General features: G+C 58.5%; 17 protein-coding genes and 1 other RNA gene. 4 read left to right on the forward strand and 14 right to left on the reverse strand.

Features of this window, described 5'->3' with window-relative positions; translation table 11 throughout:
* Nucleotides 1–4: 4 nt before the first annotated feature.
* The 9 genes from mraY to rsmI form a co-directional block, all read right to left on the reverse strand.
* Nucleotides 5–1,087 carry a phospho-N-acetylmuramoyl-pentapeptide-transferase gene (gene mraY, locus AC1MDT_RS17130; protein WP_007939841.1) on the reverse strand — a complete coding sequence of 361 codons (1,083 nt, stop codon included), beginning with the start codon at nucleotides 1,085–1,087 and terminating at the stop codon, nucleotides 5–7.
* Nucleotides 1,087–2,454 carry a UDP-N-acetylmuramoyl-tripeptide--D-alanyl-D-alanine ligase gene (locus AC1MDT_RS17135; RefSeq protein ID WP_480418227.1) on the reverse strand — a complete coding sequence of 456 codons (1,368 nt, stop codon included), beginning with the start codon at nucleotides 2,452–2,454 and terminating at the stop codon, nucleotides 1,087–1,089. The genes mraY and AC1MDT_RS17135 overlap by 1 nt, the downstream gene beginning before the upstream one ends.
* On the reverse strand, nucleotides 2,447–3,910 hold the full coding sequence (locus tag AC1MDT_RS17140; protein ID WP_480418228.1) for a UDP-N-acetylmuramoyl-L-alanyl-D-glutamate--2,6-diaminopimelate ligase: 1,464 nt from the start codon (nucleotides 3,908–3,910) through the stop codon (nucleotides 2,447–2,449). The genes AC1MDT_RS17135 and AC1MDT_RS17140 overlap by 8 nt, the downstream gene beginning before the upstream one ends.
* Entirely contained in the window at nucleotides 3,910–5,649 is a 1,740-nt protein-coding gene (locus AC1MDT_RS17145) for a peptidoglycan D,D-transpeptidase FtsI family protein (RefSeq protein WP_480422813.1), read from the reverse strand. Before AC1MDT_RS17145 ends, AC1MDT_RS17140 begins: the two co-directional genes overlap by 1 nt.
* Nucleotides 5,649–5,942, reverse strand: coding sequence for a cell division protein FtsL (gene ftsL / locus AC1MDT_RS17150; RefSeq protein WP_054045567.1), 294 nt, complete (start codon nucleotides 5,940–5,942; stop codon nucleotides 5,649–5,651). The genes AC1MDT_RS17145 and ftsL overlap by 1 nt, the downstream gene beginning before the upstream one ends.
* A complete protein-coding gene (gene rsmH / locus AC1MDT_RS17155; RefSeq protein ID WP_414910003.1) occupies nucleotides 5,939–6,886 on the reverse strand; it encodes a 16S rRNA (cytosine(1402)-N(4))-methyltransferase RsmH in 948 nt (315 codons plus the stop codon). Before rsmH ends, ftsL begins: the two co-directional genes overlap by 4 nt.
* Complete coding sequence (gene mraZ / locus AC1MDT_RS17160; RefSeq protein ID WP_007943733.1) at nucleotides 6,883–7,338, reverse strand: division/cell wall cluster transcriptional repressor MraZ; 456 nt, start codon at nucleotides 7,336–7,338, stop codon at nucleotides 6,883–6,885. Before mraZ ends, rsmH begins: the two co-directional genes overlap by 4 nt.
* 356 nt (nucleotides 7,339–7,694) lie before the next feature.
* Nucleotides 7,695–8,048, reverse strand: an RNA gene (gene rnpB / locus AC1MDT_RS17165) — RNase P RNA component class A.
* Nucleotides 8,049–8,123: 75 nt separating this feature from the next.
* On the reverse strand, nucleotides 8,124–9,029 hold the full coding sequence (gene rsmI / locus AC1MDT_RS17170; protein ID WP_480418229.1) for a 16S rRNA (cytidine(1402)-2'-O)-methyltransferase: 906 nt from the start codon (nucleotides 9,027–9,029) through the stop codon (nucleotides 8,124–8,126).
* 177 nt (nucleotides 9,030–9,206) lie between these two features.
* Here rsmI and AC1MDT_RS17175 point away from each other — a divergent pair, with 177 nt between their 5' ends.
* The 4 genes from AC1MDT_RS17175 (at nucleotide 9,207) to AC1MDT_RS17190 (ending at nucleotide 12,653) form a co-directional block, all read left to right on the forward strand.
* Nucleotides 9,207–11,018, forward strand: coding sequence for a penicillin-binding protein activator (locus tag AC1MDT_RS17175; RefSeq protein WP_480418230.1), 1,812 nt, complete (start codon nucleotides 9,207–9,209; stop codon nucleotides 11,016–11,018).
* Complete coding sequence (locus tag AC1MDT_RS17180) at nucleotides 11,018–11,380, forward strand: YraN family protein (protein ID WP_414910000.1); 363 nt, start codon at nucleotides 11,018–11,020, stop codon at nucleotides 11,378–11,380. Before AC1MDT_RS17175 ends, AC1MDT_RS17180 begins: the two co-directional genes overlap by 1 nt.
* A gap of 104 nt (nucleotides 11,381–11,484) precedes the next feature.
* Nucleotides 11,485–12,078 carry a phosphoheptose isomerase gene (locus AC1MDT_RS17185; protein ID WP_201120583.1) on the forward strand — a complete coding sequence of 198 codons (594 nt, stop codon included), beginning with the start codon at nucleotides 11,485–11,487 and terminating at the stop codon, nucleotides 12,076–12,078.
* Entirely contained in the window at nucleotides 12,075–12,653 is a 579-nt protein-coding gene (locus tag AC1MDT_RS17190) for a BON domain-containing protein (RefSeq protein ID WP_480418231.1), read from the forward strand. The genes AC1MDT_RS17185 and AC1MDT_RS17190 overlap by 4 nt, the downstream gene beginning before the upstream one ends.
* Nucleotides 12,654–12,802: 149 nt before the next feature.
* Here AC1MDT_RS17190 and AC1MDT_RS17195 read toward each other — a convergent pair whose 3' ends face one another.
* The 5 genes from AC1MDT_RS17195 to petA all read right to left on the reverse strand — a co-directional run bounded on the left by AC1MDT_RS17195 (nucleotide 12,803) and on the right by petA (nucleotide 16,587).
* Nucleotides 12,803–13,216, reverse strand: a complete 414-nt coding sequence (locus tag AC1MDT_RS17195) for a ClpXP protease specificity-enhancing factor (RefSeq protein WP_008037283.1) — start codon at nucleotides 13,214–13,216, stop codon at nucleotides 12,803–12,805.
* Between the two features lie 16 nt (nucleotides 13,217–13,232).
* On the reverse strand, nucleotides 13,233–13,850 hold the full coding sequence (locus AC1MDT_RS17200; protein ID WP_007905304.1) for a glutathione S-transferase N-terminal domain-containing protein: 618 nt from the start codon (nucleotides 13,848–13,850) through the stop codon (nucleotides 13,233–13,235).
* Nucleotides 13,851–14,000: 150 nt separating this feature from the next.
* Nucleotides 14,001–14,783: a cytochrome c1 gene (locus tag AC1MDT_RS17205; protein ID WP_480418232.1), complete on the reverse strand. Its 783-nt coding sequence runs from the start codon at nucleotides 14,781–14,783 to the stop codon at nucleotides 14,001–14,003.
* Complete coding sequence (locus AC1MDT_RS17210; protein WP_201120579.1) at nucleotides 14,783–15,994, reverse strand: cytochrome b; 1,212 nt, start codon at nucleotides 15,992–15,994, stop codon at nucleotides 14,783–14,785. The genes AC1MDT_RS17205 and AC1MDT_RS17210 overlap by 1 nt, the downstream gene beginning before the upstream one ends.
* Nucleotides 15,994–16,587, reverse strand: coding sequence for a ubiquinol-cytochrome c reductase iron-sulfur subunit (gene petA / locus AC1MDT_RS17215; protein ID WP_480418233.1), 594 nt, complete (start codon nucleotides 16,585–16,587; stop codon nucleotides 15,994–15,996). Before petA ends, AC1MDT_RS17210 begins: the two co-directional genes overlap by 1 nt.
* Nucleotides 16,588–16,766 lie beyond the last annotated feature (179 nt).

Below are 16,766 nucleotides of genomic sequence, written 5' to 3' on the forward strand. Positions count from 1 at the left end.
CGTTCTACCTCAGCTTCAGGGTGGCAAGGCCAATCAGCACGAGAATCACGGTGATGATCCAGAAACGGACGATCACGCGCGGCTCGGGCCAGCCCTTGAGTTCAAAGTGGTGGTGAATCGGCGCCATGCGGAATACACGGCGACCGGTCAGTTTAAAAGAGGCGACCTGAATGACGACGGAGAGGGTTTCCATCACGAACACACCGCCCATGATGAACAGGACGATTTCCTGACGGACGATCACTGCGATGGTGCCCAAGGCTGCGCCCAGCGCCAATGCGCCAACGTCGCCCATGAAAACCTGTGCCGGATAAGTATTGAACCAGAGGAATCCGAGGCCGGCACCGATCAACGCGCCGCAGAACACGATCAGCTCACCCGCGCCTGGCACATAAGGAATAAGCAGGTACTCAGCGAATTTCACGTTACCCGACAGGTAGCAGAAAATGCCCAGCCCGCCGCCCACCATCACGGTCGGCATGATCGCCAGGCCATCGAGGCCGTCGGTCAGGTTGACCGCGTTGCTGGAGCCGACGATCACGAAATAGGTCAGGACAATGAAGCCAGCCCCCAGCGGAATGCTGTAGTCCTTGAGCATCGGCAGGATCAGGGTGGTTTCCACCGGCGTCGCTGCGGTCATATAAAGGAAGATCGCCGCGCCCAGGCCAAACACCGACTGCCAGAAGTACTTCCAGCGGCTCGGCAAGCCACGGGAGTTCTTCTCGATCACTTTGCGATAGTCGTCGACCCAGCCGATAGCGCCAAACAGCAGGGTCACCAACAACACGACCCACACGTAACGGTTCGCCAGGTCAGCCCAAAGCAAGGTACTGACACCGATGGACGACAGAATCAGCGCGCCGCCCATGGTCGGGGTGCCTGACTTGGAGAGGTGCGATTGTGGACCGTCGTTGCGAACGGATTGACCGATCTGACGGTTCTGCAAAGTGCGGATCATCCACGGGCCATAGCACAGCGACAAAACCAGCGCGGTCAGCACACCGAGAATCCCGCGCAGGGTCAGGTACTGAAAGACCGCGAAGCCTTTGTAGAACTGTTGCAGATACTCCGCTAGCAGCAGCAGCATTAATGTTTCTCCAGGCTGGTCCCGCACAAAGCGGCGACGATGTTTTCCATCGCGGCGCTGCGCGAACCCTTGATCAAAATGGTGGTGTTTGTGTCTTGCTCGGCGCCAAGTGCCTTGATCAGTTCAGCCTGAGTGGTGAAGTGATAGGCCTGCTCGCCGAAAGCGTTGACGGCGTGAGCCATCATTGGCCCGACCGCGTATAGCGCGCAAACCTTGCCACGGGCGTATTCGCCCACGTCGCGGTGCCCCTGCTCCGCCCAATCGCCCAACTCGCCGATATCCCCGAGCACCAGAACGGTGCGGCCGGAAAAGCCGGCGAGTATATCAACGGCGGCGCACATCGAGGTGGGGTTCGCGTTGTAGGTGTCATCAATCACGCGCATGCCATTAGTGGCCAGTTGCGCGACAGTACGACCCTTCACAGGTTGTACCGCGCCGAGGCCGGTGGCGATGCCGAACAGCGACACGCCCAAGGCATGAGCGGCAGCGGCAGCGGCCATGGCATTGGCGACGTTATGGGTGCCGAGCAGGTTCAGTTGAACGCGCTCCACACCGTCAGGACTGTGCAGGTTGAACGCCGGGCAACCGCGAGCGTCGCGGTCCAGATCGCTGGCGTAGAAATCGGCGCTGACGTTGCTCAGGGCGAAAGTCAGGATTTTGCGACCGGCAGCGCGGGTCTTCCAGATCTCGAATGCCTTGTCGTCCAGATTGAGAACGGCGACGCCATCGGCAGCCAGCCCTTCAATAATCTCGCCTTTGGCTTCAACGATTTTTTCCGGCCCGCCGAACTCGCCGACATGGGCGGTCCCGGCGTTGTTGAGGATGGCCACATGCGGCTTGGTCATGCCGACGGTATAGGCAATTTCGCCTAGCCGCGAAGCACCGAGCTCGATGACGGCGGCGGTGTGTTCCGGCGCGAGTTCGAGCAGGGTCAACGGAACACCGAGGTCGTTGTTCAAGTTGCCACGGGTCGCCAACACCGGACCACGAGTGCGCAGGATGCTCGCGAGCATTTCCTTGACCGTAGTCTTGCCGCTGGAACCGGTGATCGCCGCGACCGGTTGGTTGAAAGCGGCACGATTGATTGCGCCCAATTGGCCCAATGCCTGGCGGGTGTCTTTGACCTGCAATTGCGGTAGCGCGCAGTCGGCCACTTCGTGCTCGACCAGGGCAGCCACGGCGCCTTTGCCAGCCACGTCATTCAAATAGTCATGACCATCGAAACGCGGACCGGTCAGCGCAATAAAGAGTTGGCCTGGCTTGATCGCGCGGCTGTCGATGCTGACGCCATCGAACGTGGCATCGATCCCGAACAACTGCCCCTTCAATGCGCCAGTCAGCTCGCTCAACTTCAAGTTTTTAAGCATGGGCCACCTCCCACGCAGTCAAGGCGTGATCGGCTTCGACCAGATCGGAGAACGCGTGACGTTCCCCGTTGATTTCCTGATAGTCCTCGTGACCTTTGCCGGCCAGGACAATCACGTCATCCGCCGACGCACTGGCGATCAACTGCGCTATCGCCTGGCCGCGGCCAGCGACGAAAGTCACTTTATCCACCGCCGTGAAACCGGTACGGATGTCATCAAAAATCACTGCTGGGTCTTCAGTGCGCGGGTTGTCGTCGGTGACCAGCACACCATCGGCCAGACGCTCGACCACTTCAGCCATCAGCGGACGCTTGCCGCGATCGCGATCGCCGCCGCAACCGAACAGGCACAGCAAACGACCTTTGGCGTGGGGACGCAGGGCCGTCAGTACTTTTTCCAGCGCATCCGGGGTGTGGGCGTAATCGACCACCACCAGCGGTTGAGTACCGCCGCCAAGACGCTGCATCCGACCGGCCGGGCCTTCGAGCTTCGGCAGGACCTTGAGGATTTCGTCCAACGCGTAGTCCAGACCGAGCAAAGCACCGACGGCTGCCAGCACGTTGCTCAAGTTGAAGCGACCGAGCAGGGTGCTGCGCAAATGGTGCTCGCCTTGCGGCGTGACCAATGTGGCGCGCACCCCCTCGTCGTCGAACTGCGCTTCGCGGCAATACAGGTAGGCGCTGCTGTCGAGCAGGCTGTAGGTGATCAGTCGCGATTCGAGTTTATCGGCGGCCAGCTGCCGGCCAAAATCGTCGTCGAGGTTAACCACCCGGCACTTCAACTCGCTCCAGGCAAACAGCTTGGCCTTGGCATCAGCGTAGGCCTGCATGGTGCCGTGGTAATCCAGATGATCGCGGGACAGGTTGGTCATCACCGCGACATTGAACGCCAGTGCGGTCACTCGGCCTTGATCCAGGCCATGGGAAGAGACTTCCATGGCCACGGCTTTGGCGCCGGCCTTTTTCAGGTCGGCAAGGGTCGCTTGCACGGCAATCGCATTCGGCGTGGTGTGCAGGCCACTTTCCAGCGCGCCGTAGAAACCGGTGCCCAACGTACCGACGATGCCACAATGTTGGCCGAGCAGATCGAGGGCCTGGGCAACCAATTGGGTCACACTGGTTTTACCGTTGGTGCCGGTCACTCCGACCAGGTTCAGGTGACGACTGGGGTCACCATAAAAACGTCCGGCGATATCTGACAGCTGCGCAGCCAGGCCTTTGACCGGAATCAATGGCACATCGGTAATGGGCAATACGGTGGCGCCCTCGACTTCATACGCCACGGCAGCCGCGCCGCGTTGCAAGGCGTCAGCGATGTGCGCGCGACCGTCGAACTTGCCGCCAGGGACGGCGAGAAACAGATCGCCAGCTCGCACATTGCGACTGTCCAGCGCCAGTTCGCGGATCAACAGATCACGGCCGGCATGGGCGAAAATCTTGTTCAGACTCAGAGACATCAGCCGCGCCCTCCATTGGCTTTCAGCGGAACGACGGGGGTTGCGTTGGCTGTTTGAGTAGGCGGCAGGTTATCCGGGGTGATGTTCATCAGGCGCAAGGTCCCGGACATCACTTTGCTGAACACCGGCGCCGAAACCAGACCACCGAAGTAACCAGCCTTGGTCGGCTCGTCGATCACCACCACGATCGCGTAGCGCGGGTCGCTCATCGGCCCGAAGCCGGCGAACAGCGAGCGATACGAGTTTTCGGCATAGCCTTTGGAGCCCACCGACGTTTTACGCGCAGTACCCGATTTGCCTGCCACGTGATACGCCGGCACCTGCGCACGGAATACACCGCGCGGGGCTTCGATCACTTGGGTCAGCATGCCTTGCATGGTTTTCGCGACGGCTTCCGGCATCACTTGCGTGGTTTGCGGCGCCTTGTCGGTTTTGATCAGGGTCAGCGGCGCGAGACGACCGTTGTTGGCCAGGGCCGAGAAGGCGTGGACCAACTGGATCGCGGTCACCGAAATACCGTAGCCGTAGGACAGCGTGGCCGTTTCAGCCTTGCGCCACTCGCGATAGTTCGGCAGGTTGCCAACCCGCTCACCCGGGAAGCCAAGGCCGGTATCCTGGCCGAGGCCGACTTTCTGCGCCAGACGGAAAATCGTTTCGCCGCCGATGTCGAACGCGACCTTACTCATGCCGACGTTACTGGAGTTGATCAGAATGCCGGTCAGGTCGAGTACCGGACCTTCGGTCTTCGATACGTCCTTGATGGTGTACTTACCAATCTGCAAGCTGCCCGGGTACACCTCGACGGTATCGCTCGGTTTCCAGCGCCCGGTTTCAATCGCGGCGCTCATGGAGATCGCTTTCATGGTCGAGCCTGGCTCGAACACGTCGATCATCGCGCGGTTGCGCATCATCGCCGGTTGCAGGTTGCGACGGTTGTTCGGGTTATAAGTCGGCTGGTTGACCATGGCGAGGATCTCGCCGGTCTTCACGTCCATGATCACCAGGCTGCCGGCCTTGGCGCCGTTTTCGATGATCGCGTTGCGCAGCTCACGGTTGGCCAGGTATTGCAGGCGCAGGTCAATGGACAACGCCAAGGGCTTTCCGGCCTTGGCGTTTTTGGTGACCTGGACATCTTTGATAAGCCTGCCGCGCCGGTCCTTGATGACCTGACGCTTGCCGGCGACCCCGGCCAGCCATTCATCGTAGGCCAGCTCCACACCTTCACGACCATGGTCGTCGATGTCGGTAAAACCAACCATGTGCGCAGTCACTTCACCGGCGGGGTAGAAACGCCGGAATTCTTCGATGCCATAAACGCCCGGAACTTTCAGGTCGAGCACGGACTGGCCTTGCTCAGGCGTGAGCCCGCGCACCAGATAGATAAATTCTTTGTTGGCCTGAGCTTCGAGACGTTCGGCCAGGGCTTTAGGGTCTTGGCCCAGTGCCGCCGCCAGAGCAGGCCATTTATCTTTGGCCAGCTGCATTTCCTTGGCGTTGGCCCACAGCGTGGTCACCGGGGTGCTGACGGCCAAAGGCTCGCCGTTACGGTCGGTGATCAGACCACGGTGAGCCGGAATCGGAATATGTCGAACGCTGCGCGCGTCGCCCTGGCCTTTCAGGAAGGCACGGTCAACCACTTGCAGATCGATGATGCGCCAGGAAATCGCCGCGACCATGATGCCGAGCAAGCCCAGCACCACACGGAACCGCCATGGGTAAAGTGCGCCTTCGAGTTTCATCATGGCGCTACCATCCGCACTTCAGCTGCGCCAGGAATGCGCATCTTCAGTTGCTCGGTTGCCAATACTTCGATTCGGCTGTGGGCGGTCCAGGTGCTCTGCTCGAGAATCAACCGCCCCCACTCCGCCTGCGCCTTGTCGCGCACGCTCAGCTCGTTGTATAGCGAGTTCAGTAGTTGACGGTTCCAGTGGGCGCTGTAGGACACGCCGATGGCCGACACCAGCACGCCAATGAACAACAGCAGCATGAAAAAGCTTCCGCCGGGAAGTGGCTTGGCGAATAGCTTGCTCACCGCAGCTTCTCCGCGACACGCATGACAGCGCTACGGGAACGTGGGTTGGCTTTGAGTTCGGCCTCGGAGGCGGACTGCGCTTTGCCATGGATTTTGATAATCGGTTCGAAAGCGACGTGACGTACCGGCAGGTTGCGCGGCAGGTTGTCGGCTTCGCCTTTAACCAGCTTGCGCATGAACAATTTGACGATGCGGTCTTCGAGCGAGTGGAAGCTGATGACCACCAGGCGGCCGCCCACTTCCAGGCATTCCAGCGCGGCTTCGAGGCCGGCTTCCAGATCGCCCAGTTCGTTGTTGACGTGAATACGCAAGCCCTGGAAGGCACGGGTCGCCGGGTTCTTGCCCTTTTCCCATGCAGGGTTGGCGACTTTCAAGACTTCAGCGAGGTCGGCAGTACGCTCAAACGGCTTGATGTCGCGACGCTCGGCCACGGCACGGGCCATGCGACCGGAAAAGCGTTCTTCGCCGTATTGCTTGAACACGCGGGCAATTTCTTCCACCGGCGCGGTGTTGACGAATTCGGCGGCGCTGATCCCGCGGGACGGGTCCATGCGCATGTCCAGCGGACCATCATTGAGGAAACTGAAACCGCGCTCAGGGTCGTCGAGCTGTGGCGACGACACGCCAAGGTCGAGCAAAATGCCGCTGACCTTGCCGTCCAGACCGCGCTCGGCAACTTCCGAACCGAGTTCGGCAAAGCTGCGCTGCACAACGACAAAGCGGCCGTCTTCGGCCGCTAGCGCTTGCCCGGTGGCAATCGCTTGAGGGTCTTTGTCGAACCCGAGCAACCGACCATCTGGCCCGAGCTGGCTGAGGATCAACCGGCTGTGCCCGCCGCGTCCGAACGTGCCGTCCAGATAGCAGCCATCAGGACGTACGGCGAGAGCCTCCACGGCTTCGTCAAGCAGTACGGTGATGTGGTTAAAGCCGCTATCAATAGTCACAGGATCAAATCACGCAGTTCATCAGGCATGGCGCCCGGTTGTTGAATAGCAGCCAGGTCAGCGGCAGAAACCGCATCCCAGGCATCCTCGTCCCACAATTGGAACTTGTTCAGTTGGCCTACCAACATCGCGCGCTTATCCAACTTGGCATATTCACGAAGACGCGGCGGAACCAGAAAACGACCACTGCCATCGAGCTCGAGGTCGACGGCATTACCAATCAGCAAACGTTGCAGGCGGCGGTTCTCTTCGCGAAGCGAAGGCAGTGCGCGCAGTTTGGTTTCAATAACTTCCCACTCATCGAGGGGGTAAACACACAAACACGGATCAACGGCATCAATTGTGACGATAAGCTGACCGGAACTACGCGAAACGAGCTCGTCACGGTACCGGCTCGGCATGGCGAGACGGCCCTTTGCATCGAGACTGATAGCGTTAGCTCCGCGAAACACGTCAGCGTTTCTCCAAATATTAGCGTTTTGAGCTCAAAAAACCCACTTCATGCCACTTTCCGCCACTTGCGCACACTATAGGAATGCGGCCACCGCACCGTCAAGGCGCGGATTAAAGGAAAACCCTTACAGAACTGAGATTTAGGAGCATATAAGGAGGGGTAACGAGAATCTGACGCGTCAATCAGCTCAATAACTTGAATCAGCTCTGAGGGCTGCATTCGAAAGTTAAAGTAGTTTGTTAAGAGTAAGATTTTTTTGGTATTACGAAAGTGCTTCAGCTGATGATTCTGGAACGAGGGAAAATCACTACTGCCAGCACCCTGTTCAATGCTTCAAACAGGGAGAGAAAAAAGGTGGAGAGTCGATCTGTAAGCCGGGTTCTGTCTTGAACAGTCATTCGTCTACGATGGCCATCACTGGACATCTTTAGCAACCTACCCGGTCCCAGCGCGGGCCACGCCTTGGGACCCTATTTGGTCTTGCTCCAAGTGGGGTTTACCTAGCCACGAACTGTTGCCAGACGTGCGGTGCGCTCTTACCGCACCTTTTCACCCTTACCGGCGCCGAAGCGCTTAGGCGGTTATTTTCTGTGGCACTTTCCGTAGGCTCACGCCTCCCAGGCATTACCTGGCACTTCGCCCTATGGAGCCCGGACTTTCCTCCCCCCCCTAATTTTCATAGAGGGCAGCGACTGTCCGATCGACTCTCCGCCGCGAAGGTTAACGGCAGATTAGCCGAAGAACAAGCGCTAAACACCTTTAGACCTACCGGTGCGTCGGGTTTTACTCGCCTTTTTGTTTATCCAGGGCGACCTGGTAGAGAACATTCTTACGCTCACCGGTAATTTGTGCCGCCAATGCTGCGGCACGCTTGAGCGGCATCTCTTCGAGCAACAGATTGAGGATGCGCATGGCTTCACCGCTGACGGCATCTTCAGTCTCAGGGGCCGACCAGCCCGCGACTAACACCACGCACTCGCCACGCTGTTGATTGCTGTCCGACTCGACGAACTCACGCAGTTCGGCCAGCGGCAAGCCTTTGAGGGTTTCGAAAGTCTTGGTCAGTTCACGCGCCAGCAATGCCGGACGTTCGGGACCAAATACCAACTCCATGTCTTGCAGACATTCGAGGATCCGATGCGGGGCTTCATAGAAAATCAGCGTGCGCGGCTCTTCCTTTACCAACTCGAGACGAGCTCGCCGCCCGACCGCTTTGGCCGGCAAAAAGCCTTCAAAGATGAAACGGTCGGATGGCAAACCCGCCGCCGACAATGCCGCGATCAATGCACAAGCACCCGGCACAGGCACGACATTGATTCCCGCAGCCCGGGCCTGCCGCACCAGGTGATAGCCGGGATCGGAAATCAACGGCGTGCCGGCGTCAGAGATCAACGCCACATCGTCACCGGCGAGCAGACGGGTAATAAAGCGACTACCTTCATCCCGCTCATTGTGTTCATGGCACGCCGCCAGCGGCGTGGGAATACCGAAATGCTGCATCAGCCGCTGAGAGTGACGGGTGTCTTCGGCAGCAATCAGGGCGACGTCACGCAGGATTTTCAGCGCGCGCGCACTGATGTCGTCCAGGTTGCCGATGGGCGTCGCCACCACATAAAGCGAGCCAGCAGCGGAATTCAAAGCACCTGGAGCAGTCAAAGCGCACACCTCATGATCGGTAAAAGCGGCCATTGTAGCGCGTAGCGACGCTTTCGATATGCGCAAGCTATTCTCGTCTTTTCGGCATTTTGTGCAGTACTGCAACATTTACACGAGCTAAATTGATCGATTCACGCCAGTAACATCGCGCCCCGGCCAGTGCTTGGGTACAATTCCACGCTAATTTGATCGAGTATCAGGAACACTTACATGATCGCTTGCCTGCGGCTGTTCACTGCCCTCTGCCTCGCTGCCTTGCTGGCGGCTTGCGCCAGCTCACCCTCCTCCAGCCTTGGCGAACTTCCACGGACCCCGGATGCCAGTATCGAGCAACTGCTCGAGCAGGCCACTCAAAGCAAGGATCCGGAAAAAGCCTCGCTGTTGCGCCTGAGCGCAGCAGATCTGGCCTATCACCAGGGGAATGCCGGCCAGTCCGCGCAAATCCTGCAACAAGTGCCCATCGAACAACTCAAACCTGGCCCGCAGGTTTTTGATAGCACGCTGGCGGCCGAACTGGCCATGACCCGCAATCAACCGAAAGCGGCGCTGACTGCATTGAGCCACCCGAGCCTGCAGCGCCTGAGCGAACTGCCTGCCGAGCAACAGGTTCGTACCGGCACCGTGCATGCACGCGCGCTCGAAGCCGATGGCCAGACCCTGGCCGCTGCACGGGAACGCATTTTTATCGCCCCGATGATCAGCGGCGAAGCGGCCCGCAAGAACCATGAAGCAATCTGGAGCCTGATCGCTTCGCTGCCCACCGACCAATTGCAGCCGACCACTGCCGATGACCTCGGTGGCTGGATGGGCCTGGCGCTGGCAGTGAAATCCGCCGGCTCCCCGGAACAGCAGCAAGCCGCGATCGATAAATGGCGCGCCCAGAACCCCAAGCACCCGGCCGCTATTCAGTTGCCGCTGCCACTGACCAACCTCAAGGAACTGGCCGGCCAGTCCCTGAGCAAGATCGCCCTGCTCCTGCCGCAAGACGGCCCCCTGGCCTCAGTCGGCAAAGCGTTGCGTGAAGGCTTCATGGCCGCTCACTACCAGGCACAACAAGCCGGGCAGAAGCCACCTGCCATCGAGTTCTATGACAGCTCCCACCTGACCTCCATGGATGAGTTCTATCGCAAGGCGCAGGCTGACGGCGTACAACTGGTCGTCGGTCCGCTGGAGAAACCACTGGTCAAACAGCTCAGCACTCGTCCGCAACTGCCGATCACCACCCTGGCACTGAACTACAGCGAAGGCGATCAAGGTCCGGCCCAGCTGTTCCAGTTCGGTCTCGCTGCCGAAGACGAAGCCCGCGAAGTATCCCGTCGCGCTCGCGCCGACGGCCTGCACCGCGCCGCCATCATGGTGCCGAAAGGCGAATGGGGCGACCGTGTACTCAGGGCGTTCAGCCAGGACTGGCAAGCCAACGGCGGCAGCATTGTCGCGACCGAACGTGTCGATCAGCCGGTTCAACTGGCCCAGCAGATTGCTGACATGTTCCAGCTGCGTCAGAGCGAAGGCCGCGCCAAGAGCCTGCAAAGCACCGTCGGCGCGCAGATAACTGCCCAGCCTTCACGCCGCCAGGACATCGAGTTCATCTTCCTGGCTGCGACCCCGCAACAGGCCCAGCAGATCAAACCGACCCTGAACTTCCAGTACGCAGGTGACGTGCCGGTTTACGCCACGTCCCACGTATTCAGCGCTAGCGGCGACGTAAACCAATACAACGACATGAACGGCATTCGCTTCTGCGAAACCCCATGGTTGCTGGACGCCAATGATCCGCTGCGCAAACAAGTCACTGCACAATGGCCACAAGCTGCTGGCAGCCTGGGCCGCCTGTATGCAATGGGCGTCGACGCCTATCACCTGGCACCGCGCCTGGGCCAACTCAAGGCCCTGCCGGACAGCCGCATCGAAGGTCAGTCGGGCAGCCTGGGCATGACTCAAAACCAGCGCGTCGTACGTCAACTGCCCTGGGCGCAGTTCGTCAACGGCCAGGTTCAACGTCTGCCGGACACCCCGCGCTAATGCCCGACAGGTCACGCCAGCAAAGCGGCAAGGATGCCGAGCGCCATGCGCTCGAGCATCTACAACAACAGGGACTGCGCCTGCTGGCGCAGAACTGGTTGTGTAAACGCGGCGAGCTTGATCTGGTCATGCTTGATGGCGATACAGTAGTATTCGTTGAAGTTCGCTACAGAAAAAACACTCAATGGGGTGGCGCGCTCGATAGCATCGATGGGCGCAAACAGCAGAAACTGATATTTGCCGCGCAATATTTTCTTCAACGCGAGTCGCGCTGGGCCAATTCCCCTTGCCGTTTCGACGTGATTGCCATCGACAGCAACCTCGACCAGCTGAACTGGTTGCAGAATGCCTTCGACAGTTGATCGCGTGCGTCACGAACCGGACACTCTCACCCAACACTTTTGCTCTTTGCTTTGCGGGCTGCACATTCTTGTGCCGAGTAGCCGCGCTAATTAAGGTCACACAGATGGACATGCAATCCCGAATTCGCCAGCTTTTTCAGGCCAGTATCGACACCAAGCAACAGGCGATGGAAGTACTTGCACCGCACATCGAGCAAGCCAGCCAGGTCATGGTCAACGCCCTGCTCAACGAAGGCAAAATGCTCTCGTGTGGCAACGGCGGTTCCGCCGGTGATGCCCAGCATTTTTCGTCCGAGCTGCTCAACCGCTTCGAACGTGAACGCCCGAGCCTGCCAGCCATCGCACTGACGACCGACAGCTCGACGATCACCTCGATCGCCAACGACTACAGCTACAACGAAATCTTCTCCAAACAGATCCGCGCCCTTGGCCAGCCAGGTGACGTATTGCTGGCAATTTCCACCAGCGGCAACTCGGCAAACATAATTCAGGCGATCCAGGCCGCACATGATCGCGAAATGGTTGTCGTAGCATTGACGGGACGCGATGGCGGCGGCATGGCATCACTGCTATTGCCCGAGGACGTCGAGATTCGCGTACCGGCCAACGTCACTGCACGTATTCAAGAAGTCCACCTGCTGGCGATCCATTGCCTTTGCGACTTGATCGACAGCCAACTGTTCGGGAGTGAAGAATGACCCCTAATCGCCTAGGCCTACTGGCCTTGACACTGTGCCTCGGCATCAGCGGCTGCACCTCGGTGGTTAACGCCAGCCGTGAAGCACCGATTGAAGATGACCGCGGCACGCGCACCTTAGGCAGCAAGATCGATGACTCCCTGATCGACACCAAGGTCGGCGTGAACATCGCCAAGGCTGATCCGGCCCTGGACAACGACTCCCACATCGTCGTCACCAGCTTCAACGGCGTCGTACTGCTCGCCGGCCAAACCCCGCGCGAAGACCTCAAGGCCAAGGCCGAACAGGCTGCTGCCGCCGTTCAGCGCGTGAAGTCGGTGCACAACGAACTGCAGGTTATGCCTCCCTCCAGCTTCCTAGCCCGCCAGAACGACAACTGGCTGACCTCCAAGATCAAGGCGCAGATGCTCACCGACCCGAACATCCCTGGCTCGCGCATCAAGGTTGTTACCGAGAACGGCATCGTCTACCTGCTGGGCCTGCTGACCAAACAGGAAGCTGCTCAAGCCACTAACCTGGTGCAAGGCGTTTCCGGGGTGCAGAAGATCGTGAAGCTGTTCGAATACATCGACTGACAAGCCCTTGTAGGAGCGAGCTTGCTCGCGAAGGTCGTCAACGATAACGCGGCAAACCTGACACCCAGCGGCGCTTTGAGGTTTTTCGCGAGCAAGCTCGCTCCTACAGAAGTAATAAAAAAGGCGATCCTTTCGGATCGCCTTTTTTATTACTTCACCACTTTCAAACTGGGTCGACCGCTGGGACGCGGCGGCTCACTGTCGGGTGGCGGAAGATCATCATCCGGCTCGATCTCTTCCTCGTCTTCCATAGGCGACTCAAGATCGAACACCATGCCCTGACCGTTCTCCCGGGCGTAGATACCCAGGATCGATGCGATAGGCACGTACAGGGTGTGCGGCACGCCACCGAAGCGCCCTTCGAAGCTGACCGCTTCGTTGTCCATGTGCAAATGACGTACGGCTGCCGGTGATACGTTCAGGACAATCTGTCCATCACTGGCAAAACCCTGAGGCACCTGCACCGACGGATACTCGGAATTGACCAGCATGTGCGGGGTGCAATCGTTGTCCACAATCCACTCATAGAGCGCGCGGACCAGATAAGGTCGACTGGAGTTCATAGCGGCTCCTTAAGCCTTAGCGCATATCGCGTTCGACACCAGACAGACTCGCCTGGAAAGCCTCACGCGCAAACGAGCGCTCCATATAATCAAGCAGCGGCTTGGCAGGCCGCGGCAGTTCTATGCCCAGAATCGGCAATCGCCAGAGTATTGGCAATAGGCAGCAGTCCACCAGACTTTGTTCCTCACTGAGGAAAAACGGCTTGTCGGCAAACAGCGGCGACACGCCTGTCAGGCTTTCGCGCAGCTCTTTACGAGCCACGACACGGGCTGCCTCTTTGGTCCGCGAATCCAGGATCAGATCCACCAGACCACACCAGTCACGCTGAATACGATGAATCAGCAGACGACTGTTGGCACGCGCCACTGGATAAACCGGCAGTAAAGGCGGGTGCGGGTAACGCTCATCCAGATATTCCATCACCACGGTCGACTCCCACAACGCCAGGTCACGATCGACCAGGGTGGGCAAGCTGCCGTAAGGGTTCACTTCAATCAGTTTAGGCGGCTGGCGACCAGCTTCCACGTAAATGATCTCGGCGCTGACACCCTTCTCTGCAAGTACGATGCGCACTCGGTGGGAATAGTGGTCGGCGGGGTCGGAGTAACAGGCCAACCGATTGGTCACGCCCATGGCGGTCCTCCTCGCTTGTTGAAATTATCGGAAGCGGAAAAACGAGCGCGCCCAGAGGGCGCCTCCCGTAACGCCTGGATCACCAGGCTCATTACACTTTCAGAGGCACCCTTGGGCGCGCGCGATTAACAGCAATTGCTTGAAGCTTTATCAGTGCACATCTTTCCAGTATTCGCGCTTGAGCAAGTAGGCGAATACGAAGAAGAACGCGAGGTACAGCAATACGTACGTACCGATGCGCTGATGTTGCAACTTAACCGGGTTAGCCGAGTAAGCCAGGAAGGTTACCAGATTCTTGACCTTCTCATCGAACTGCTCTTCGGTCATTGCACCGCTTTTCGGCACAATGGTCATCTGATCGCACGCTTCGTGAGTCAGCGGCGTACCGGTCAACGGATCGTATTGCTTCTTGCCGTCTTCGACGATCTGAACCTGCTTGCAACCGATAATCTGGCGACCTTGCAAGCCGGCCAAGACGTTAGGCATACCCACGTTCGGGAAAACCTTGTTGTTCACACCCCAAGGGCGCGACGGGTCTTCGTAGAACGACTTCAGGTAACCATAGAGCCAATCGGTACCACGAACACGAGCAACCAGGGTCAGGTCCGGCGGTGCTGCACCAAACCACGTCTTGGCGTCAGCCGGCTGCATGCCGATGCTCATGTGGTCGCCGATCTTGGCGCCGGTGAACACCAGCTTCGAGAGCATCAGGTCATGAGGGATGCCCAGATCATCGGCAACCCGCTCATAACGCTGGAACTTGGTGCTGTGGCAGCCCATGCAATAGTTGGCGAATGTACGCGCGCCATCCTGCAGTGCAGCCTTGTCGGAAACGTCGATGTCGACCTTTTCCAGCTCAGGACCACCGTGTTCAGCCGCGAAGGACAGCACGGGCAAAGCAGCAAGAATTAATACAGCAAATAGCTTTTTCATCAGCCAGTCACCCTTTCCGGAACCGGTTTGGTCTTCTCGAGCCTGGTATAGAACGGCATCAGGATGAAGTACGCGAAGTACAGGAAGGTACAGACCTGCGACAGCAACGTACGCTCAGGGGTAGGCGCCATAACGCCCAACCAGCCAAGAATCACGAAGGAGATGCAGAATACCCAGAGCCAGATCTTGCTCAGCCAGCCCTTGTAGCGCATGGACTTGACCGGACTACGGTCGAGCCAGGGCAGGACGAACAGCATGGCGATCGAAGCACCCATGGCAACAACGCCCATGAGCTTGTCCGGAATCGCACGCAGAATCGCGTAGAACGGGGTGAAATACCAGACCGGAGCAATGTGCTCTGGGGTCTTGAAGGCGTTCGCCACTTCAAAGTTCGGCTTCTCGAGGAAATAGCCGCCCATTTCGGGGAAGAAGAACACGATCGAGCAGAAGATGAACAGGAACACCACCACGCCGACGATATCTTTCACGGTGTAGTACGGGTGGAAGGCAATGCCGTCCAGCGGTACGCCGTTTTCGTCTTTGTGTTTCTTGATGTCCACGCCGTCCGGGTTGTTCGAGCCGACTTCGTGCAGCGCCAGAACGTGCAGCACCACCAGACCGAGGATCACGATCGGCAAGGCCACGACGTGCAGGGCGAAGAAGCGGTTCAGGGTAATACCGGAAATCAGGTAGTCACCACGAATCCACTGGGTCAGGTCGTTACCGATAACCGGAATCGCACCGAACAGCGAGATGATCACCTGGGCGCCCCAGTAGGACATCTGGCCCCATGGCAGCAGGTAACCCATGAAGGCTTCAGCCATCAGCGCCAGGTAAATCAGCATGCCGAACACCCACACCAGCTCACGAGGCTTCTGGTATGAACCGTAAAGCAGACCACGGAACATATGCAGATAAACCACGATGAAGAACGCCGAAGCGCCGGTGGAGTGCAGCAGACGCAGGATCGAACCGTACTCGACATCGCGCATGATGTATTCGACGGAAGCAAACGCCTCTTCCGCCGACGGGGTGTAGCTCATGGTCAGCCAGACACCGGTAACGATCTGGTTGACCAGGACCAGCAGCGCCAGGGAGCCAAAGAAATAGAAGAAGTTGAAGTTCTTCGGGGCGTAGTACTTGCTGAGATGGTCTTCCCACATTTTGGTTGCGGGAAAGCGCGCATCAACCCAATCCATGAACTTGCTCATCACGCTTTCTCCGTATCGACGCCGATGACGATGATGTCATCGGTCTCATAGGAATGCGGGGGAACTGGCAGGTTCAAAGGCGCAGGTTGCGACTTGTAGACGCGACCAGCCAGATCGTAGTGGGAACCGTGGCAAGGGCAGAAGTAACCGCCTACCCACTTCGGACCAAGATCCGCGGGTGCCACTTCCGGCCGAAAAGTCGGTGAGCAGCCCAAGTGTGTGCAAATACCGATCAGCAGCAGAATTTCTGGCTTGATCGAACGCGTTTCTGGATCGACATAGGTCGGTTGCGTCGATTTCTTGGAATCAGGATCAGAGAGTTGGTCCTCGATCTTCTTCAGATTCCCCAGGATTTCCGGAGTACGGCGGACAATGAACACCGGCTGGCCGCGCCACTCAGCAATCATTTGCTGACCTGGCTCGATTTTGCTGACATTCACTTTCACCGGTGCACCTGCGGCTTTCGCCTTGGCACTGGGAAACCATGACCCCACGAACGGGACCGCAGCCCCCACCGCTCCTGCAGCACCCACCACGGATGTGGCTGCTACCAAGAAGCGACGCCGGCCTGTATTCACGCCGTCATTGCTCATTCAGTCCTCTCCCATCAGCTTTGTGGCCTGTTAAATCAGGCATCTACTAAGTAAAAATCTGAACTTATAAAAATTTTGCCGAATGGTAATGAAAAGCCCCAATTCTGACAAGGTAATTACCGAAAGGCTCCACTGCCAAGCCTTGCAGTATAGGGGCTCTACGGCTGTGGCAAGTTGTC

Source organism: Pseudomonas sp. ASL7, from assembly GCF_056680375.1.

Bases quoted from the DNA above. Each gene is read 5' to 3' on its own strand.
- AC1MDT_RS17210 (WP_201120579.1), bottom strand. From the start codon at position 15,994: ATGAGCAAGTTCATGGATTGGGTTGATGCGCGCTTTCCCGCAACCAAA.
- AC1MDT_RS17205 (WP_480418232.1), bottom strand. From the start codon at position 14,783: ATGAAAAAGCTATTTGCTGTATTAATTCTTGCTGCTTTGCCCGTGCTG.
- mraY (WP_007939841.1), bottom strand. From the start codon at position 1,087: ATGCTGCTGCTGCTAGCGGAGTATCTGCAACAGTTCTACAAAGGCTTC.
- AC1MDT_RS17135 (WP_480418227.1), bottom strand. From the start codon at position 2,454: ATGCTTAAAAACTTGAAGTTGAGCGAGCTGACTGGCGCATTGAAGGGG.
- AC1MDT_RS17190 (WP_480418231.1), top strand. From the start codon at position 12,075: ATGACCCCTAATCGCCTAGGCCTACTGGCCTTGACACTGTGCCTCGGC.
- AC1MDT_RS17140 (WP_480418228.1), bottom strand. From the start codon at position 3,910: ATGTCTCTGAGTCTGAACAAGATTTTCGCCCATGCCGGCCGTGATCTG.
- petA (WP_480418233.1), bottom strand. From the start codon at position 16,587: ATGAGCAATGACGGCGTGAATACAGGCCGGCGTCGCTTCTTGGTAGCA.
- AC1MDT_RS17145 (WP_480422813.1), bottom strand. From the start codon at position 5,649: ATGAAACTCGAAGGCGCACTTTACCCATGGCGGTTCCGTGTGGTGCTG.
- AC1MDT_RS17195 (WP_008037283.1), bottom strand. From the start codon at position 13,216: ATGAACTCCAGTCGACCTTATCTGGTCCGCGCGCTCTATGAGTGGATT.
- AC1MDT_RS17175 (WP_480418230.1), top strand. From the start codon at position 9,207: ATGATCGCTTGCCTGCGGCTGTTCACTGCCCTCTGCCTCGCTGCCTTG.
- rsmI (WP_480418229.1), bottom strand. From the start codon at position 9,029: ATGGCCGCTTTTACCGATCATGAGGTGTGCGCTTTGACTGCTCCAGGT.
- AC1MDT_RS17185 (WP_201120583.1), top strand. From the start codon at position 11,485: ATGGACATGCAATCCCGAATTCGCCAGCTTTTTCAGGCCAGTATCGAC.
- AC1MDT_RS17200 (WP_007905304.1), bottom strand. From the start codon at position 13,850: ATGGGCGTGACCAATCGGTTGGCCTGTTACTCCGACCCCGCCGACCAC.
- AC1MDT_RS17180 (WP_414910000.1), top strand. From the start codon at position 11,018: ATGCCCGACAGGTCACGCCAGCAAAGCGGCAAGGATGCCGAGCGCCAT.